Source organism: Mucilaginibacter agri (genome assembly GCF_009928685.1).
Taxonomy (GTDB): Bacteria; Bacteroidota; Bacteroidia; order Sphingobacteriales; family Sphingobacteriaceae; genus Mucilaginibacter; species Mucilaginibacter agri.
In genome coordinates this window covers 526,435-546,431 of sequence record NZ_WWEO01000045.1, presented here as the reverse complement: position 1 = coordinate 546,431, position 19,997 = coordinate 526,435, and the positions used below count along the sequence as shown (strand labels likewise).

The 19,997-nt window shown below is 43.9% G+C and carries 8 protein-coding genes; 5 read left to right on the top strand and 3 right to left on the bottom strand.

The genetic code is table 11. The annotated features are described in order from the left end of the window. Window positions 1-122 precede the first annotated feature (122 nt). From GSY63_RS22525 to GSY63_RS22515, 3 genes are read left to right on the top strand one after another with little or no spacing between them, the layout of a single operon-like run. Window positions 123-11,189, top strand: coding sequence for a gliding motility-associated C-terminal domain-containing protein (locus tag GSY63_RS22525; protein WP_166588101.1), 11,067 nt, complete (start codon window positions 123-125; stop codon window positions 11,187-11,189). Next, window positions 11,189-12,184 (top strand): PorP/SprF family type IX secretion system membrane protein, encoded by a 996-nt coding sequence (locus tag GSY63_RS22520; RefSeq protein ID WP_166588100.1) that lies wholly within the window; start codon window positions 11,189-11,191, stop codon window positions 12,182-12,184. Before GSY63_RS22525 ends, GSY63_RS22520 begins: the two co-directional genes overlap by 1 nt. A gap of 6 nt (window positions 12,185-12,190) precedes the next feature. Beyond that, window positions 12,191-14,158 carry an OmpA family protein gene (locus GSY63_RS22515; RefSeq protein WP_166588099.1) on the top strand — a complete coding sequence of 656 codons (1,968 nt, stop codon included), beginning with the start codon at window positions 12,191-12,193 and terminating at the stop codon, window positions 14,156-14,158. Between the two features lie 281 nt (window positions 14,159-14,439). On the opposite strand, the gene GSY63_RS22510 is transcribed toward GSY63_RS22515, so the two are convergent. After that, a complete protein-coding gene (locus GSY63_RS22510; protein ID WP_166588098.1) occupies window positions 14,440-14,856 on the bottom strand; it encodes an ankyrin repeat domain-containing protein in 417 nt (138 codons plus the stop codon). A 549-nt stretch (window positions 14,857-15,405) separates the two neighbouring features. Between GSY63_RS22510 and GSY63_RS22505 the strand changes: the two genes are divergently transcribed. Continuing rightward, complete coding sequence (locus GSY63_RS22505; protein WP_166588097.1) at window positions 15,406-17,094, top strand: mechanosensitive ion channel family protein; 1,689 nt, start codon at window positions 15,406-15,408, stop codon at window positions 17,092-17,094. Window positions 17,095-17,141: 47 nt separating this feature from the next. On the opposite strand, the gene GSY63_RS22500 is transcribed toward GSY63_RS22505, so the two are convergent. Beyond that, on the bottom strand, window positions 17,142-18,401 hold the full coding sequence (locus GSY63_RS22500) for a BamA/TamA family outer membrane protein (RefSeq protein WP_166588096.1): 1,260 nt from the start codon (window positions 18,399-18,401) through the stop codon (window positions 17,142-17,144). Between the two features lie 165 nt (window positions 18,402-18,566). Here GSY63_RS22500 and GSY63_RS22495 point away from each other — a divergent pair, with 165 nt between their 5' ends. Further along, window positions 18,567-18,935, top strand: coding sequence for a DUF1304 domain-containing protein (locus GSY63_RS22495; RefSeq protein ID WP_166588095.1), 369 nt, complete (start codon window positions 18,567-18,569; stop codon window positions 18,933-18,935). A 58-nt stretch (window positions 18,936-18,993) separates the two neighbouring features. On the opposite strand, the gene GSY63_RS22490 is transcribed toward GSY63_RS22495, so the two are convergent. Next, a complete protein-coding gene (locus GSY63_RS22490; RefSeq protein WP_166588094.1) occupies window positions 18,994-19,989 on the bottom strand; it encodes a Hint domain-containing protein in 996 nt (331 codons plus the stop codon). Between the last annotated feature and the right edge of the window lie 8 nt (window positions 19,990-19,997).

Sequence of the window (19,997 nt, the reverse complement as noted above, 5' to 3'; positions counted from 1 at the left end):
GGATTTGAAAAAATATAAAATAATTAAAATGAATACATCTTAAAAATCATGAATAAAGTGTTTTTGACACTATCTCAAACTACGTCGTAGATATGTATAAATATTTTATCCCGACGTGCCTTATGAAAATTTTTACCTTTATCACGTTCTATTTCCTGCTCATAATCTGCTTGTTAGCAGGAACTGTAAGCCAAGCCGTTGCTCAACGGACATTCGCTTCAACTACACACACTGGATCTTCAAGTGTTCTCTGCCTTGGTTGTACGGTAACTAATGCGGGCAACGCGGCCGACGGTAATTTGCAAACCTATTCAACGCTTAATGTAGGGGTCGGTGTCGCCGCATCTACCTGGGAAGAATTATTATTTCCCGGTGCACCAACTACAAAAGTGCCTGCAAATACTCCAGTGTCCATAAAATTGGGTAGCGGAGACAATCTGCTTAGTTTGCAAGCCTTAGGTGCAATCAGTGTCCAAGCCTACAACAATGGCACTGCAATTGGTTCGCCCATCGCAGCCAGTAGTTTGGTGAGTTTGTTGGCGAACAATAATCAAACAGAATTAACGTTTACACCCACCCAGCAATATGATAGGGTAAGGGTAACTCTTAACGGCGGATTAGTCGGGGCGCTAAATTCAATTTATTTATACGAAGCTTTTTATCCGCTAAGCGGTGCAGTCGCCTGTAATACGGCGTTTGATGAGCTGGACGGCGTGTCGTCTAACTTGCTCGGCCTCGGGAACTTAGGAGTAGGCGGTGTACAAAATCCGCAAAACGCAATAGATGGTAATCCATCCACTGCGGCAACTTTAAATGCAGGCGTTGGGTTGGTTGGCGCTGCGGCTCAAGAAACAGCAATATTCTCCAATGTTTCTACAGTTGGCGATTCCGTTCGCTTAACCATATCGCTTCCGCAAGCGTTGATAGATGCGGGTGTAACAAGTAATATTTCGGTTACTACTTTCAATGGTAATACCAGCAATAATGATACACAAACTTTAAGTGGCGGACTGTTGACGCTAAGATTGCTTGATGCAGCCACCGGACGTCAGACGGTTACTTTCGCGCCAACCAGCACTTTTGATAGAGTGCAGGTTACGCTGGGTGGTGGTATAGCCAACGTACTATCCAGCATGAATTTATACGAAGTACAGCGCGTGATACCACGACCAATTGTTAAATTTAACAATGTTGTTGCAGAAAATGTGCAGCTTTGTACTGGTGGTTCGGCCGCGCTAACTGTTACCGCCGTTCCAAACACTACTTTTACATGGTACACCACCGCAACCGGTGGTAGCCCGGTAGCAACAGGTACAAGTTTTACTGCAGGGCCATTAAACACAACTACTACTTACTATGTTCAGGCTAACCGTACTGGTTGTACCGACGCATCAGATCGTACACCGGTAATCATAACGGTTAATACCATACCAACCGCACCTGTGGTTGCGAATAACGCGATAACAATTTGCCCCGGACAAACAGCAACATTTAATGCAACTGCCGTTACTGGAGTTACGGTCAACTGGTATGCAGCTGCTACAGGTGGAACACCAATTGCAAGCGGCAATACCTTCACTACACCTGCTTTAAACACAAATACAACTTATTACGCCGAAGCGGTATCGGGAGGTACTTGTACCAGCCCAACACGTACTGCGGTAACTGTTAGCATCAGTACTTTACCAGTTACACCGGTACTTACAACAGCCAATCCTACAATTTGCGACGGCGATGTTGCCGTTTTAGCCGTAAATAATCCTGTGACTGGCGAAACCTATAATTGGTATAGTGCAGCAACTGGAGGGACATTATTAGGAACTGGCGTAAACTTTACTACACCTGCTCTGCATAGCAATACTAATTATTATGTTGAAGCGGTAAATAGCACAGGTTGCAGTAGTGTTCAGCGCGCACAAGCCACGGTAACGGTATCACCGTTACCTACAGATCCAATTCTTTCAGCGAATAATACTACAGTTGTTGCCGGTCAAACGGCCGCCGTTAGTGTAACCAATGCACAAACTGGAGTTAATTATAACTGGTATACTTCTGCTACAGCGTCTACGCCTGTATTTACCGGTAATACCTATACAACGCCCCAGCTGTATGTTACAACTACATATTATGTGGGAGGTACAAATGGTTCAAACTGTACGTCGGCAAGCAGAATAGCAATAACTATTAACGTAACCATCAACAATAATACGCCTTGTAGTTTTGCAAATGTCCAAACGCAGGATATAAATGGTTTATGTATAGGTTGTAACATCACTAACGCAGCGTTATCTGCCGATGCTGATACCACCACGGCTTCAACAGTTAGTGTTTTAGCTGGTTTAGTAGGAGGATATGCAGGTCAGCAGTTGGTTTTTCAACAACCAGGGTTGGCTGGCGATACCATAAAATTGGGTTTACAATCAAACGCAAACTTGTTAACCGCAGCTGTTGCAGGTTCTGTACAAGTGATTGTTTATAACGGAACAACGCAGGTAGCCACTTATGCACTAGATAATTCTCTAATTAAAGTGCGGTTACTTGGCGGTGGCACGGGTCGTTATATAGTAACTATACCGGCCACAGCCGCTTATGACAGGGTAACCGTGAGATTAAACTCTGGAGTAGCGGGCCTGATAAGCACATTGCAAATTTATTATGCACAACAAATATTTCAACGCCCTGTTATAAATCCGCTCAGCCCCGAAATATGTAAGGGCAGTTCGGCCACGCTTAATATAACTTCACCCTCGAGCGGGACATTTACCTGGTATGATGCGCCAACCGGTGGGACTATTGTGCACACGGGTGCATCTTTTACCACACCTGCACTCAACGCTAATACCACATATTATGTCGAATATTCGCGGAATGGTTGTACAAGCCCAGTACGCTTCCCGGTAACTATTTTGGTTAACGATGTGCCGGCTGCGCCTGCCGTAGCGGCCAACAACGTAACTATTATCAGCGGGCAGACAGCGACATTAGTAGGAACAGCCCCGACTAACGCCACTATTACCTGGTATGCTGCAGCAACCGGTGGTACTTCATTAGCAACTGGTAATAATTTTACAACTCCGCCTTTAACAGCTAATACTACTTATTATGCAGAGAGCACTTCTGGTACTTGTACGTCTACAACACGTACCCCGGTAACTGTAACAGTTACTCCAATAGTAATACCGGATATTACCGTAACCCCACCAACACAAACTATAAACCCTGGCGAAACCACTGCGTTTACAGCTTCATCTACAACGCCTGGTGCTGTGTTCAATTGGTTTACTACACCAACAGGTGGCACATCAATATTTACCGGCGCCACTTTTACTACTCCTGCAGAATTTTCTAATACTACATTTTATGCCGAAGCAACCGTTCCGGCTACAGGTGCAGTGTCTGCTACAAGAGGGGTTGGTAATGTGGTTGTAAATCAAACCGGCGTAAGCCCGGTTGCCTGCGATGCTGCCATAAGTCAAACCACCGATGTAAACGGACTGGTTTGCGTAAATTGTACGGTAAATAATCCGGGTGGTTCAGTTGACAATGACCGCAACACTTTCTCTCAATTAAATGTACTAGCAGGCTTGGTAGGAGCTTACGTTGGACAAACGCTTCGGTTTGCTGCTACCGGTCACGCTGCTGACAGCGTAATCGTAGAATTAGGTGTTCCAGGTTCGTTAGCCAGCGTAGGCTTACTGTCGAACATCAGTATCGCTACTTATAACGGCACAACTTATAACAATGACAGATTTAACGTAAACGGCGGACTATTACACATCACATTACTAAATGGCACAAACCGCTTCCGCGTGGCGTTTGCTGCCACCGCAGATTTCGACAGAGTTGAAATAAGAAATAACTCGGCAGTGGGTGTACTAAGCTCACTGAATATTTATGACGCAACGCAAGAGGTTGCCGCCCCTGTTATATCAGCTGCGAGCCCTGCCATTTGCGCCGGATCGCAAGGCACAATTACCGCAACCGCCAGCAATAATGCTACCATCAAATGGTATACCGCAGCAACTGGAGGTAACCTGGTAGCAACCGGCCCAACATTTACCACCCCGGTGCTAACTGCTACTACAACTTATTACGCTGAAGCTACCCGAACTGCAGATGGTTGCGTGCAAGCTGTACGTACTCCAACAACGGTGACGGTTAATCCTGTGCCTGTTGCGCCTGTTGTTGCTACCAATAATGTAACTATCTGCGCAGGCAGTACGGCTACATTTAATGCGCAGGCGGTTACCGGTGTAACTGTTAACTGGTACGATGCGCCAACCGCTGGTAACTTAGTCGGTACCGGTAATTCATTTACCTCACCGGCATTGACCACCACAACTTCTTATTATGCAGAAGCCGTTAGCACAACGGGATCTTGCCCAAGCACAGCGCCTCGTACGCAAGTTACTGCTACCGTAAACAATGCAATAGCAAATCCGGTTGTTGCTCAAACAACAGTTCCGGTATGTGCAGGTTCACCGGCAGTGCTTACTGCGACTTCGCCACAAGCTGGTGTAATCTTTAATTGGTATACTGTAGCAACCGGTGGAACTCCGGTGTTTACTGGTGCGCAGTACACTACGCCGGCAGTAACAGCAAACACGGCTTATTACGTTGAAGCGTCAGCCGGAACCTGTGTTAGCCCGAATAGAGTGGAAGTTGATGTAACAGCAACCCCATTACCGGCTGCGCCGACTGTGGTTATTAACCCTGCGAACGCCCAGGTTCAATCCGGACAAACAGCAACGCTTACTGCTTCATCTACAACAAGCGGTGCAACCTTTAACTGGTATACTGCAGCTACAGGCGGAACGCCGATAGCTACAGGTGCAACATTTACAACTCCGGCCTTAACTTCAACCACAACATATTATGCAGAAAGCATTAGCCCAACAGGTGGTTGCCCAAGTACCACACGTACAGCGGCCACCATTACGGTAGTGCCGGTATTTTCAACAAGTTGCGATTTTGCATCATCGCAAACAAACGATGTAAACGGAGGCGCGTTATGTGCAGGTTGCGGTATCGATAACCCTAACAATGCAGTAGATAACAATTTAACCAATTTTAGCCACATGCATATACTGGCGGGTGTGGCTGGTTCGTATGTTGCTCAAACCCTAATATTTGGTGAAAGCGGAACTGTAGGCGATTCGGTTACTGTAGCTTTGAATTTCCCTGCCGCCATCATTTCAGCGGGATTATTGAACCGGATCAGCATCGCTTCATTTAATGGTGCTACCAATAATGGTGATGCTATTTTCCTCGATAATAACCTGATTAAAGTACAGGTTTTAGCCAATGGTACATCAGCCTTAATTCGCTTTGCGCCACAAGCTGCCTTTGATAGGGTGGTAGTTACTTTGAATAGCGCCCTGCTTGGTGTAAATAACTCTGTCGACATATTATATGCCAGTAAGCAGGTTGAAAAACCACAATTGGCTGTTTCGACCCAAAACATTTGTTCTGGGGCCGACGCTACGTTCACTGTAAGCAATGCACGCGCGGGAGTTACCTATCAATGGTATGATGCCTCAACAGGAGGCACGCTAGTGCACACAGGTAACACATACACTGCAACCAACGTGGCAGCAACTACAACTTACTATGTTCAAAGTGTAAGATCTGCTAATAGCTGCCCTAACCCTAACAGAGTGGCAGCAACTATAAACGTTACACCGTCGCCGGTTAACGCTGTTGTGAGCGTAACAGGCTCACCTGCTTGTTCTGGTGATCAGGTTACTTTAACAGTTACCAACGCGGGGACCAACACTGTAAACTGGTATGATGCAGCAACCGGCGGAACGCTAGTATTTACAGGCCCGGTTTATACGGTATCACCAATTGCATCGGTAACCTATTATGCCGAATTAGCTAATGGCACATGTACCAGCCCTGCAAGAACTGCGGGTGTTATTACAGTTAATCCTCGTCCATCAGCACCTGGTGTAGTATCCAACAACGTAAGTGTGTGTACCGGCAGTACTGCAACCCTGGCTGTTCTCAGCCCAGAAGCAAACGTAACTTACAACTGGTACACTACAGCAACAGGTGGCACTATTGCCGGCACAGGGACATCATTTACAACCCCGACTATTACCGCAAATACTACCTATTATGTTGAGGCTGTAAGTACATCTGGCTGTACCAACAATGGTGGCCGTACTGCGGTTAACGTTACCACCAACGGTCAAATTGCTGCCCCAACATTAAGCGCTACCACTACTTCAGTTTGTGCAGGTGGAAGTGCGAGCGTCAGCGTTGTTAACCCTATTGCAGGGTTACAATATAACTTTTACACCGTAGCAACTGGTGGTACACCTGTATTCACTGGCACAACGCTTACTCTGAATAACGTTACGGCTAACGCCACATATTATGTAGAGGCGAGCAACGGTACTTGCACCAGCGCAACCCGTACACAAACAGACATTACCGTAATACCAGCGCCAACACCTCCACAAGTGGTAATACCGGCGGGTGGCAATAGTGTATGCGTCGGTTCCTCGGCTGTATTGAATATTCTTAATCCGCAGACTAACATGGTATATCGTTGGTACGATGCTGCAACTAATGGTACACTATTATTTACCGGTACAGAATTCCATACTCCGGCCTTAACTGTCAACGCTACTTATTATGTAGAGGCCGCACAGGCGGGCAACTGTAACCCATCAACGCGTACTGCTGTGCCGGTAACGGTTAATGGTTTACCAGCAGATCCAACATTGGCGGCGGCAAACGTGCCAGTTTGTTTAAACGGCAACGCAACCTTAGCAGTGAGTTCACCACAACCTGGTATTACGTATCAATGGTTTGATGAGCCAACGCTAACTCATCTGGTTTTTGCAGGCGCAACATTTGTAGTAAACAACGTGACAGCTAACGCTACGTATTACGTACGTGCATCAAACGCTACAGGTTGCACCAGCGCAAATGCCGTAACAGCGCAAATAACTATACAACAAGCGCCAGCTGCGCCATTAGTTGCAGAAGGTACAACCGTACAAAGCTGTGCCGGTTCGCAGGTTACTTTAAATATCTCGAATCCGCAGACTGGTTTAACTTATAACTGGTATACTGCCGCCGCAGGTGGTAGCCCGGTGAATACAGGCGTAAGCTTTACAACCGGCATGCTTTCTGCAAATGCGGTTTACTATGTAGAAGCAGCAAATTCAACAGGTTGTCCTTCGGCTACCCGTACAGAGGTAGACATTACCGTAACTCCCTTACCAACAGCACCTACAGTAACGGCACAGGGTGGTTCAACCACACCGTCCGTTTGCTCTGGAGCAAATGCTGTTTTAGTTGCTACGAGTGTTACACCAAATGTTAGCTTCAACTGGTATACAGCAGCAACGGGAGGCACACCAATATTCACAGGTCCAACCTATACCACTGATCCATTAACAGCCAATACTACTTACTATGTAGAAGCAGTTACCAATACCGGAAGCTGCGCTTCAACCACTCGTACATCGGTACAGGTTACCATTAGCACAACAACAGCAACCGCTCCACAAGTAAATTCAGCTGATCTGACAGCTTGTCAAAACAGCACAACAACTATCCATATTGTCAATCCGGATGCATCAACAACATACAACTGGTACACAACCGCAACAGGTGGTAGCCCAGTGTTTACCGGCACGGCGTATACTACTGGCCAATTAACAGCTAATACCACATTTTATGTAGAAGCCGCAAATCCAGCAAGTTGTAATCCATCAGCACGTACAACAGCAGCGGTAACAGTAAACAGTTTACCTGCTGATCCAACACTGGCTGCGGCAAGTGTACCCGTATGTTTAGGTGCAACCGCAACGCTGGCAGTTAACTCGCCTCAAGTTGGCGTCATCTATCATTGGTATGACGATGCAGCATTTACTCATCAGGTAGCTCTAGGTGCAACGTTTACAACGGGGGCTATTAACACCAATACAACTTTTTATGTTCGTGCTTTTAATGCTAATGGCTGTATCAGTGCAAACGCGGCTACAGCGCAGGTAACTATTTCGCCTGCCCCTGGTGTGCCGGTAATAGCAAATGGTAGTACTGCGCAAAGTTGTGCCGGTTCGCAGGTAACGCTGAATATTTCGAATCCCCAAGTTGGTATAACTTATAATTGGTATACAACTGCTACAGGTGGAACTGTAGTGGCAACCGGGCCAAGTTTTACAACCGGCATGTTATCCACTAATGCCACCTATTATGCGGAGGCCGTAAACGCTACAGGTTGCGCTTCTAACACCCGCGCCCAGGTTGATATTACCGTAACGCCACTACCGGTTGCGCCAACAGTAACCGCTCAGGGCGGCTCTACAACGCCATCAGTTTGCTCGGGCACTACTGCTGTATTGGTTGCCACAAGTACTACAGTAAATGTTAGCTTCAACTGGTATACAGTTGCAACTGGTGGTACCCCTGTGTTTACAGGTCCAACTTATACCACAGATCCTTTAACAGCCAATACCACATACTATGTAGAAGCCGTTACTAATACCGGAAGCTGTGCTTCAACTACTCGCACACCGGTGCAGGTTACTATTAGTACAACAACAGCAACAGCGCCGCAAGTAAATGCAGCTGATTTGACTGCTTGTCAGAATAGTACAACAACTATTCATATCCTTAATCCCGATGCATCGACAACCTACAATTGGTATACAGCTGCAACAGGGGGAAGTCCGGTATTTACAGGTATCGCTTACACCACTAATCCATTAACAGCTAATACTACATTCTATGTAGAAGCCGTTAATCCATCAAGTTGTAACCCGTCATTGCGTACAACCGCGGCTGTGACCGTAAACAGTTTACCTGCCGATCCAACATTGGTATCAGCTAATCCAACAATTTGCGCAGGTGCAACAGCTCCTTTAGCTGTAAACTCTCCGCAAGGAGGTATCACCTACCAGTGGTTTGATGATGTTGCGCTTACGCATCAGGTAGCAACCGGTGCAACCTTTACTACCGGACCTATTAGTAATAATACTACTTATTATGTCCGTGCGGTTAACAGCAATGGATGCAACAGTGCTAACCCCGCTACCGCACAGGTAATTGTGTCGCCAACACCAGGGGCGCCGGTAGTAGCCAATGGCTCTACCGTACAAAGTTGTTCAGGAGCATCGGTGGTACTCTCTATTTCAAATCCGCAATCTGGTTTCGTTTATAATTGGTATGCTGCAGCTACAGGTGGCAGCCCGGTGAGCACCGGTATTAGCTTTAACACAGCTGCACTTACAACGAGTGTTACTTATTATGCAGAAGCTGTGAATGCAACAGGTTGTACATCAGGCACGCGTACACAGGTTGATATTAATGTTAATCCGGCACCGGTTGCCCCTGTAGTAACAGCGCAAGGTGGCGCTACTAACCCATCAGTATGTTTAGGAAGCAGCGCTATACTAGTTGCTACAAGTACTACTTCAAACGTTACCTTTAACTGGTATACTACTGCAACAGGTGGCACTGCTGTATTTACAGGACCAACATACACTACTGATCCATTAACAGCCAACACCACGTTTTATGTAGAGGCGGTTAGTAATAACGGTGGATGCATATCGGCTAACCGTGGTTCGGTGCAAGTTACTATTAACAATACAACTGCGCCTCAACCACAGGTAAATGCCGCCGATTTGACAATCTGCCAAAACAGTGCGGCAATTATTCACATTACAAATCCTGATGCTAGCACAACTTACAATTGGTATGCTGCAGCAACGGGCGGCACTGCTGTATTTACGGGGCCTGTGTATACAACAGGCGCTTTAACAAGTAACACCACCTATTATGTTGAAGCCGTAAACTCACAAAGCTGCAGCCCATCTACAAGGTTAGCGGTAAATGTAAACGTAGGCACTCAACCGGCAACACCAGTTCCAAGTGCTGCTACTGTAGCAGCATGTGCAGGCAGCGGTGCTACGCTAACCGTATCTTCGCCTCAGGCGGGAACAGTTTACAACTGGTATGATTCTCCTTCTAAGACCAATTTACTAGGCACTGGTGCAAGCTTTACCACTGGGCCAATAACAGCTAATGCTACGTATTACGTCGATGCTACCAGCGGGTCTTGTACAAGTCCTTCAGTTGGCAGCGTACAGGTGACGGTAAATCCAATACCGGCGGCTCCGATGGTTGTGAATGGTGCTGTATCAGCATGTACAAGCAGCCAGGTAACTCTAAGTGTTTCAAACCCTATGGGCGGCTCGACTTATAACTGGTATACTGCCGCAACAGGCGGCGCGCCGGTTTACACGGGCACAGATTTTACCACACCTGTACTATCAGCTAATACAACCTTCTATGTAGAGGCAGTTAACGCCGGTGGTTGTAGTTCCGCAACTCGCACTCCTGCAACGGTAACTGTTTCGGGTGCACCAGGCACACCGGTAATTGCGGGTAACAAAGTTGTTTGTCCAGGCAGCACTACTACCTTAACCGCAACAAGCAGCGATCCGAATGCGGTTATTACCTGGTACTCAAGCGCAACGGGCGGCACGGCATTATCAACAGGCGCGAGCTTTACTACGCCGTCGATCAGCGCCAATATAACGTACTACGCTCAGGCAACTAATGCTGGCGGATGCAGCAGTACTACCAGATCGCCAGCCACGATTACGGTGTACGCTGCGCCAGTAGCGCCTACGGTTACTGCAACGGTTACTGCTACAAGTATCACTTTCCAGTGGACTGGTACAACTGGTGCAACAAGCTATCTGATTAGCTTAGACAACGGGCTTACGTTTATAACACCAAGTTCGGGTATTAATGGGCTTACCCACACCATAGCCAACTTATTGCCTAACAAGAGTATATCCATTGTTGTGAAAGCCGTTGGGCCATCACCATGTTCGCTGAATGCTGTCTCAAGCGCATTAACAGCCATAACCAGTAATCCTTTGGGCGACGATGTATTTGTACCTAATGCATTTACCCCTAACGGAGATGGTAAGAACGATGTATTGAATGTGTTCAGCAACTCTATTAAGAAAATTGACTTCTGGGTGTATGATCAATGGGGTGAAATGCAGTACCATTCTAACACTCAGGGCAGTGGATGGGACGGCTCTTACAAAGGTAAACCTCAGCCGGTAGGCGTATACGTTTACTATCTGGAAGCCACTATGGACGACGGACAGACAATTAAGAAAAAAGGTACAATTAACCTGATACGATAATGAGAACCAAACTAATCATAATAGCATTACTGCTCCAAATAGGGGCAGTAATTAAAACCTCAGCGCAAGTAGATCCGCATTTTTCACAATATTATGCATATCCACTATGGCTTAACCCAGCACTTACCGGTGTTATAAATGGCGAAGCAAGGGTTGCTGCAAACTATAAAAATCAGTGGGCCACAATTAATAATGCCTACAATACTGCCGCAGTTTCTGCTGATTTCAGAACCACCGAGAAACTGAGTCTGGGAGTTAACATACTTAATCAATCGGCAGGAGGGGCGAGTTATAATTACTTCAGCGCCTACGGATCGTTGGGATATGGCATTACGCTATCTGACGATGGAAATCAAAAACTGCACTTCGGTTTACAGGCGGGCGTAATAAATCGTGCTTTCGATATGAATAAACTTCAATTTGGCAGCCAATATAACCCGGTTTTTGGTTTCGATCCCAACTTACCAAGTTTCGAAAACCTGGCAAGCACCAGCAGTACTATATTCGACGCTAACGCCGGTATATTTTATTACGACGGCGATCCATCAGCAACGTTAAATCCGTTTGCCGGGTTTAGTGCAGGTCACCTAAATAGGCCGAAAGATGGATTATCGGGCGATGGTAGCAGCAAAATACCTATCCGGTATGCTGTACATGGCGGCGTACGCATTAAGGCATCGGACTATTTCGATGTAGTGCCGCATGCACTTTATATCAAACAACAAAATACAAATATCAAAGCTTTTGGTGCTTATTCGGAAGTTAAGTTTCAGGAAGATAAGGGGTTAATATTTGGTGCTTTATTCCGTATTAATGATGCAGCCGTAGCCGACGTGGGTTATCATGTGAATAATATGATCATTGGCGCAAGCTATGATTTTAACACATCGAACCTAAACCGAGCTACTAACGGCCAGGGGGGGATAGAGCTTTCAATCAGCTACGTATTCAAAAAACGCATGACTCAACCAGAACCTGTTTGTCCAAGACTTTAACCTACCATGAAAAAATCACTCTTATTTATTGTTATTCTATTCATAGCAAGCACAGCGTTTGCTCAATATAATCCGGTCAATTTCAAAGCAATGGCCGATAAGGCATTCCATAATAAAGATTATTACGAAGCAGCATATTATTATAGGAAAGCCGCCGAAGGTTTAAAAATAACTCCCGAAACTAAAGTCCCGTTTCAACCCGATAATAGTTCGAAAGAGCCTAAGGGAAAGGCTGAAGACCTTAACTATATCAGGTACCAGCTTGCCGATTCGTACCGTTTGTATGAGAATTATCTCGAGGCCGAACCGTGGTACTATCAGGTAGTGAATGAGAATGCCGAATCGAAATATCCATTGGTAAGGCTTTGGTATGGAATCTGTTTAAGGGCCGATCAGCACTTTGATGAGGCGATTCAGCAGTTCGAATTGTTTCAGAAAAACTATCATGGCGATATCAAACTGGCGGAGATGGCCACCAAAGAGATTGAAAATTGCCGTTTTGCAAAAGAGCAGTATCAGTATCCAATATTACTAGCCGTAAATAAGCTTAAAGGACAATGGAATTCCGACGGATCTAATTACGCAGTAGTACGCCGCGACAATAATTTCTATTTCACTTCATCGAGATTTTTAAAGAGCGATAAAAAGCATCTAAACAGAATCTACCATACTACTGCAGAAATGGTTAAACCCGAGATAATTAATTTTAGGGATGCCGGTAGCGATAAAGAGACCGAATATGGCACACCATCACTAAGCCCCAACGGTAACCGCCTGTATTTAACCCGTTGGTATAAAACCGGAACCAAAATAGTACACGCTATTTATAAAAGCGATTGGACGGAGAACGGTGGGTGGACTTCGCCTCAAAAGCTTAATGCTAATGTTAACGCTGATGGATTTAACGCGATACAGCCATTTGTTTGTAAAGACGGAAAAACAATGTTCTTCGTATCTAATAAACCCGGTGGCCAGGGCGGGTACGATCTGTGGTTAGCAAATCTCGATAGTAATGGTAACCCTACCAGTTCCATCAATATGGGGCCTACTATTAATACATCAATGGATGAGCAGGCGCCCTATTATGACGAGGGTATGAAGCGTTTGATATACAGCTCTAAAGGCTTTATTGGTTTGGGTGGTTTCGACTTTTTTGAAAGTAATGGCGAACCAGGCCGCTGGAACACTCCGCGCAATATGGGGTATCCGATGAATTCGGCTAAAGACGATTTGTATTACTCGCCAGATCCTAATAACGAAAACAAATTCTACGTAAGCTCAGACCGTGAATCTGATTGCTGCCTTGAACTTTTTGAGGTGCAGGATCAACGCTATTTCGCCGCAGGTTTTTTGGTCGACTGTAATACCCACAAACCTCTTGGAGGAGCAAGTGTATCTCTTATTGATTCACTTAGTAAAGACACTTTAAAACAGGTAACACTTGACGCCACTGGTAAGTACTGGTTTAAAATTACCACCAAAAGGCCATATATGCTTAAGTTTGAAAAAGATGGTTATTTCGCGAAAGTATTGCCGTTAACTATGCAGGGCAAAATGTCGGCAGATACTTTATTTAGCCCGGACATCTGCTTACAAGCTTTTGTGGTGAACAAGCCAATTGTTATCAATAACATTTTATATGATTTTGGTAAATCTACTTTGAGGCCCGAATCGGAAACGGAATTAGATGGATTGGTGATCATACTCAGAGATAATCCTAAATTCAAGATTGAGCTCAGCTCGCATACCGATTCGATAGGTAGCGATGCTTACAACCAAAAACTATCTCAGGACAGGGCGCAATCATGTGTTGATTATATTGTTTCAAAAGGAATAGATGAAGCAAGAATTTTCGCTAAGGGATATGGTAAAACAAAACCAATAGCACCAAACTCAATGCCCGATGGTAAAGATAATCCTGATGGCAGGCAGTTAAACCGCAGAACAGAATTTACTGTGTTAAAAACAGATTGATAAGTGATATATGGATGTTCAAATTTTTAGTGCCATTGGGCCTTTACAGATTATACTTTCAATTCTTTTATGTGCGTATGGAATATGGCATTTGATAAAATACCGTTTTGCAAGGTATTATCGCCTGTCGGGCACAGAGCGTATTGATAAATTGATGTTAGCGGTAGCGAACTTTTCGCTAAGTATAGTAAATATGCTGTTGTTGTTTGTTTTTAAGGCATAAACAAAAAAAGCCATACAGGAGTAGCTGTATGGCTTTTAATATCTTTTTTTGAATATGATTAGCTTTTTAAAAGCGCAATAATCTCTGCATTGTTTTGCTCCACGGCATAGTCTAAAGCAGTTTTGTGAGCTGCATCTTTTAATTTAAGCTTAGCATCATGATTCAGCAAAATGCTAACCATTTGAACATCTTGCTTTTGAACCGCATACATTAACGGAGACAGACCTGCTTTGCTCTGCGCATTAAGATTGACATCTCTCTCAACCAGGAAACAAGCAATACGGTCGTTGCCATTTTGGATAGCAATCATCAGGGCGGTTTCGCCATTTTCGTTCTTGGCGTTAAGGTCTGTGCCTTTATTTAAAAGGTAATTTACTGCTGCCATATCGTTGGTTTGTACTGCAGTAAAAAGATCGTGTGCAAATGACGTGACGGTTAAGCACAGGGCAACGGAAAGGGTAATTAGTTTCTTCATTTTGTGTTTTTGGGCGTTTAAAAGTTTAAATATCAGCACTTACGTTAAAAATATTTCTCTTGGATTTGGGTCTTTTTGCCTAGAGATAAACGCTCTTAAAGCTCGATTAACTAATATGAAAATTAATGGATGTAATATTTCTTTAAAAAATTAATAGCTAATTGATAATGATTTTCAAATTATTGCAATGATGAGATACTGTTGAATTGGCATTAAAAAAAATGTTCTATCGACATAAATTCCGGTGATTCTTAGTGTAATGACTACACTACTTGTTTTAGATTATTTCAACAGTTTTGTAACGCTCTTCAACATAAAATTGAGTTTTATAAATTACCTATCAGTGCGTCATTTTCGTTTTAACTTATTATTCATTTACCTAATAGTTTACCCGAGATGACATTTTTGTTACAAAAAACTTTACTCCCAATAGTTGTATCGGTATTTGATAGGAATTTGCAACACGATTTTGATAAATGAAACCTCATTATCAGTTATCTAAATATTTTTTTAGATACATTGCTTTAGTAAACTGATTTGTTGCCCGGTATGAAAAGTATCAAGCTCCTTTTAATTTTTACTCTGGTAGTTGTAACGCAGTTGATCTTTGCGCAAACTGATAAACAAATGCGCAAGTATGATTCTATCAAACTTGCCCGCCAAAAGGTACAGATCGATTCACTTCGCAAAACTGTTAAGGGCGCGCCGGTAGTGCCATTTCACGATACCTTGTTTTATATCTACGTTCGTCAGGGTAGTTTTACTCCTCAACGTCGTGCCGCAGCGGTTGCCGAGCGCATTAATAAACTTGCGGACGATTACTCGTTTAGCAAAGATTCGCTCCACGTAGTTTCGGAAGAGGAGACGACAGATATTCAATACAAAGATAAGCTATTACTTACCGTATCTGATCGGGACGCTTTGTGGCAAAAAAGCACCCGAGACAGCTTTGCCGCAAAACTGAATATCGCTATCGGTAATGCAGTAGTTAGATACCAGGTAGAATATGGGTGGAAAACCTTACTTAAAGAGACATTACTTGCTTTGCTTGTAGTGGTGGTGGTTATCTTGCTTATCTACATTATAGGCCGCATTTTTAAATGGATATTAAAAAAGCTGAGGTCGAAAAAGGAGAAATATATTAAGGGAGTAAAGCTCAATAACTATCAAATTTTAGATCCCGAGCAAGAGCTCAGCGTTCTCGGAGGCGTTATCAATCTTATTAAATGGATAACCGTAATTGTGGTAATTTACCTGGCCTTGCCCGTTATGTTCGCCATTTTTCCTTTTACGCGGGACATCTCAAATCAACTGATCAATTATTTTATTAATCCTTTAAAACGTATCGGTATTGGTATTTGGGACTATGTACCCAACCTAATCACCATTATTGTATTGGTGGTTATCTTCAGATACGTACTGCGTTTTTTCCAGTATTTAAGAAATGAAATAGAAAAAGGAGTATTAAAAATTCCCGGTTTTTATGCGGACTGGGCGAACCCAACCTACCAGATTGTAAGAGTGCTTACGCTTGCGTTTATGCTTATTGTTATCTTTCCATACATGCCCGGCTCGGATTCCCCGATATTCAAAGGGGTGTCTGTATTTATGGGGGTGTTGTTTACTTTCGGCTCGGCCGGGGCCTTAAGTAACGTAGTGGCCGGTTTGGTACTAACCTACATGCGAGCTTTTAAGCTAGGGGATAGGGTGCAGATAGGTGAGGTTACCGGTGATATCATCGAAAAAACCATACTAGTTACCAGGGTGCAAACCATTTTTAACGAGGTTGTATCCATACCTAATTCTACGGTAATGAGTAGCCATACTAAAAACTACAGCAGCGAATCACAAGAAAAAGGTTTAATCATACATACAACGGTAACTATTGGGTACGATGCGCCCTGGCGACAAGTACATCAACTATTAATTGATGCAGCCCTAGATACGGAATTGATTGAAAAGGAACCGATCCCTTACGTTTATCAAACCAGTCTCGACGATTATTATGTTAGCTACCGGATAAGTGCGTATACCAAAATGGCGAATAAACAGGCTTCTGTTTACTCGGCCCTGCATCAAAATATTCAGGATCACTTTAATAAGGCAGGGGTGGAGATTATGTCGCCGCATTACAAAGCTTTACGCGACGGCAACACCACAACAATTCCGGCCGATTATCTGGCAAAGGACTATGTACCACCTGCATTCCAGACTCAACCACGAAAAGCCGAAAAGTAAACTAAAGAGTTATCTTGATTCTTGACTCGTGATTCTCGATTCCAGATTTAGAATACTTCGCCAACGTCGATAAATAAGCCTCTCGAACCTTCGCGGCCGAAGCCATAATCTACTGCGATATTGGTGCGCGATGTTTTGTTAAGTTTGAGCCTCAAGCCTGGGCCAAAGGCTGGCTGTATTTTCTGCAAAGCAGTACCTTGCTGGGCTGATAAGCTTTGTCCGTTAACAAACATAACACCACCCAGTAAGCCGTTGCGTGTAATTTTAAAACGGTACTCACTTTCGAGATATACCATTTGAGCGCCTCTGAACCTACCCTGTATATAGCCCCGACCAGTAGCGGAGTTAGGATCCCAGGAAGTGCTTGGTAAATTGAGATAGGATGGACTGCCATGCAAAATCACCCAATCATATGACCAGAATGCGAGTACATTATCAGAGCTTGCAGGAAACCTAATGTATTTTCTCAAGTCCACAATAAGTGATTGCCAATCTTGCGTGGCTCCCAAAAACTCATTACTGCTTCGGTATTGTATGCTGCCAAACCAGCCTTTATAAGGATTAATGGAATTGTCGCGCGAGTCGTGTTGTACGTTTAGCGTGAAACCCGAAGAGATACTTCTGTTAAATGCACCATAACGAGTATAGTCCGAAGGGGCGCCATCAACTGTACCGGTATGAGAAACATTCCAGTACACGTCTAAGGCATACCCAGCACCAGCATACCAGTTACCGGTAATGTGTCGCAGTGCCGTTTCATAGAAACGGGCGAAGGAGAAGTCCATCGGATCTTTATTCTCTATTGGCGAATTTGATCCTAAGCCATAAGTATCCTGTGGGTATTTATAATAACGGTAGTCGCCCACAAAATTAAACTTGTTGTTCTTGGTCCAGATACTTGATAACACCGGCATTACAAATTGCTTATTCTGCGTATATGATGCGCTAGCTACTATAGTAGAAATTCGCGACTGAGGTCCTGTGCGGAATGCCATATTACCCGAAAGTACAATTGCCAAACGGGAAACCAGTGTATAACCAATTGCAGGTACTACCGAAATTTCGGGTTTGCTGGTAACGGAGTCTGGCTGTGGGGCACTCTTTACATGGAAAAGATCACGTATAACATCGGGAAGATCCTTCTGGTCACTCCGTTTGGGTTCTACTTTAATAGTGTCAGCTGGATTCTTCTTTCCTCTGACTAATTCAGGTAATGAAACGCTTTTATCTGTTTGGGCGTGTACACCGATACTCCACAATAAGCCAATGCTCGTACCACTCAACCATTTTAAATACTTATGTTTCAAATTACAGGCAATTATTCAGATAGTTTAAAGCGCAATTTTACTATAATTTATCGGGAGTAAAAGTTTAAAAGATAAAATAACAAGCAGCTTATTTAGAACCAGATAGAGTAGAAGCGCTTAACGCCTATTTAACTATATTTAAAAATCAATTTAAACACTGCAATAATGAAACTGTTATCACAAATATTAATCGGACTGGTTGCCATTGAACATCTTTATATTTTATGGATAGAGATGTTTGCCTGGACCACAGCCGGAAGAAAAACTTTTCGAACCTTCCCTTCAGAACTTTTTGAACCAACCAAAGCGCTGGCCGCCAATCAAGGATTATATAATGGATTTCTATCCGCCGGGCTTATATGGTCGTTATTAATCGGTGATCAATTATGGAGCATTTATGTGGCAATATTTTTCCTCTCATGTGTAGTTGTTGCTGGAATATACGGCAGTATTACCGCGTCAAAGGGCATTTTCGTTAAACAGGCCTTACCGGCTATCATAGCTTTAGCAGTTACACTATCACTCTTATTGTAAATAACAAAGGCCGATCTGAAGATCAGCCTTGTTGCATTACTAATTATTGAAAATCGAACTATTTTTGCATTACCATTACACCATTAACCAATAGCGTGCTGCCGCCATCGGCAACAATGTTATAAACCTTTTGCACACCTTCAGAGTGCTCTGTTTTTTGTAATACGGTGAACGCCTCATATTTACCTGTTTTCTCATTCAGGCATATTACTTCCTGACCTTGCAGTACTTCGCCCATTTTGCGGTTACCATCTTTGGTCATCATGGGGTGGTTAGGAGTGGCTTGTAGTATTTTGTTGGTTAAAAATACTTCTAGTCCATTTTTGGTGTTATTTGTTTTGGCAGATACCAATACCAAGCGGGTTAATGCATAATTTTTAGCTTCGTGTACGGTTAAGCCTTTTACTTTAACAGCGGCAGATTTATTGGTGGCAGGGTCAACGGTGATAATCTCTTCGCCGCTTTTTACGTCTTTCAGCATTTTGGTGCCACCACTCGCCATGCTAATCACTTCGTCACCAGGGAAACAGATATCGTTACCGTATGTTGCACCCTCTTCCTTCATATCCTTACCGCCATTCAGTAATTTGTATTGTTGAAAACTTAGCTCTTTAGAAAGTACGTACGAGAGCTTAAGGATGTAGTTTTTCTCTTTTTTGTTGATATCGTCAATATCCTGAAAATATTTCTCCCACACTTTTCCGTCTGCAGTAAAATCGGGAACGATAGCCTTAAACACCTCACCTTTTTCATTGGTGTAAAATACCATCGTCCCGATTTCTTGCATGCCATCTTTGGCAATAAGTTTATATAGATCAATACGCTTCTTTAAACCATCGTCGCCAGTAATAAAATAAGGTTTTCGGCTTTCGTAACGGTCTAAAACGTAGGTGTTATCAAATTTTACGTAAGTGTCTTTGTCCAGGTCGGCAACGGCAAAGGTTTTAGCTTTATCGTATTCGTCAAGCGTTAGCGGGCGAGGGGTAACCTTGGTTTGCGCCTGCGCTATATAGAGAGTAGAAGCTAATAGAAATGTAAGAGTAGTGTTGCGCATTTAAAATA

Excerpts from the sequence above, each read along its gene's own strand:
- GSY63_RS22525 (WP_166588101.1), top strand. The coding sequence starts at position 123 with ATGAAAATTTTTACCTTTATCACGTTCTATTTCCTGCTCATAATCTGC.
- GSY63_RS22520 (WP_166588100.1), top strand. The coding sequence starts at position 11,189 with ATGAGAACCAAACTAATCATAATAGCATTACTGCTCCAAATAGGGGCA.
- GSY63_RS22515 (WP_166588099.1), top strand. The coding sequence starts at position 12,191 with ATGAAAAAATCACTCTTATTTATTGTTATTCTATTCATAGCAAGCACA.
- GSY63_RS22510 (WP_166588098.1), bottom strand. The coding sequence starts at position 14,856 with ATGAAGAAACTAATTACCCTTTCCGTTGCCCTGTGCTTAACCGTCACG.
- GSY63_RS22505 (WP_166588097.1), top strand. The coding sequence starts at position 15,406 with ATGAAAAGTATCAAGCTCCTTTTAATTTTTACTCTGGTAGTTGTAACG.
- GSY63_RS22495 (WP_166588095.1), top strand. The coding sequence starts at position 18,567 with ATGAAACTGTTATCACAAATATTAATCGGACTGGTTGCCATTGAACAT.
- GSY63_RS22490 (WP_166588094.1), bottom strand. The coding sequence starts at position 19,989 with ATGCGCAACACTACTCTTACATTTCTATTAGCTTCTACTCTCTATATA.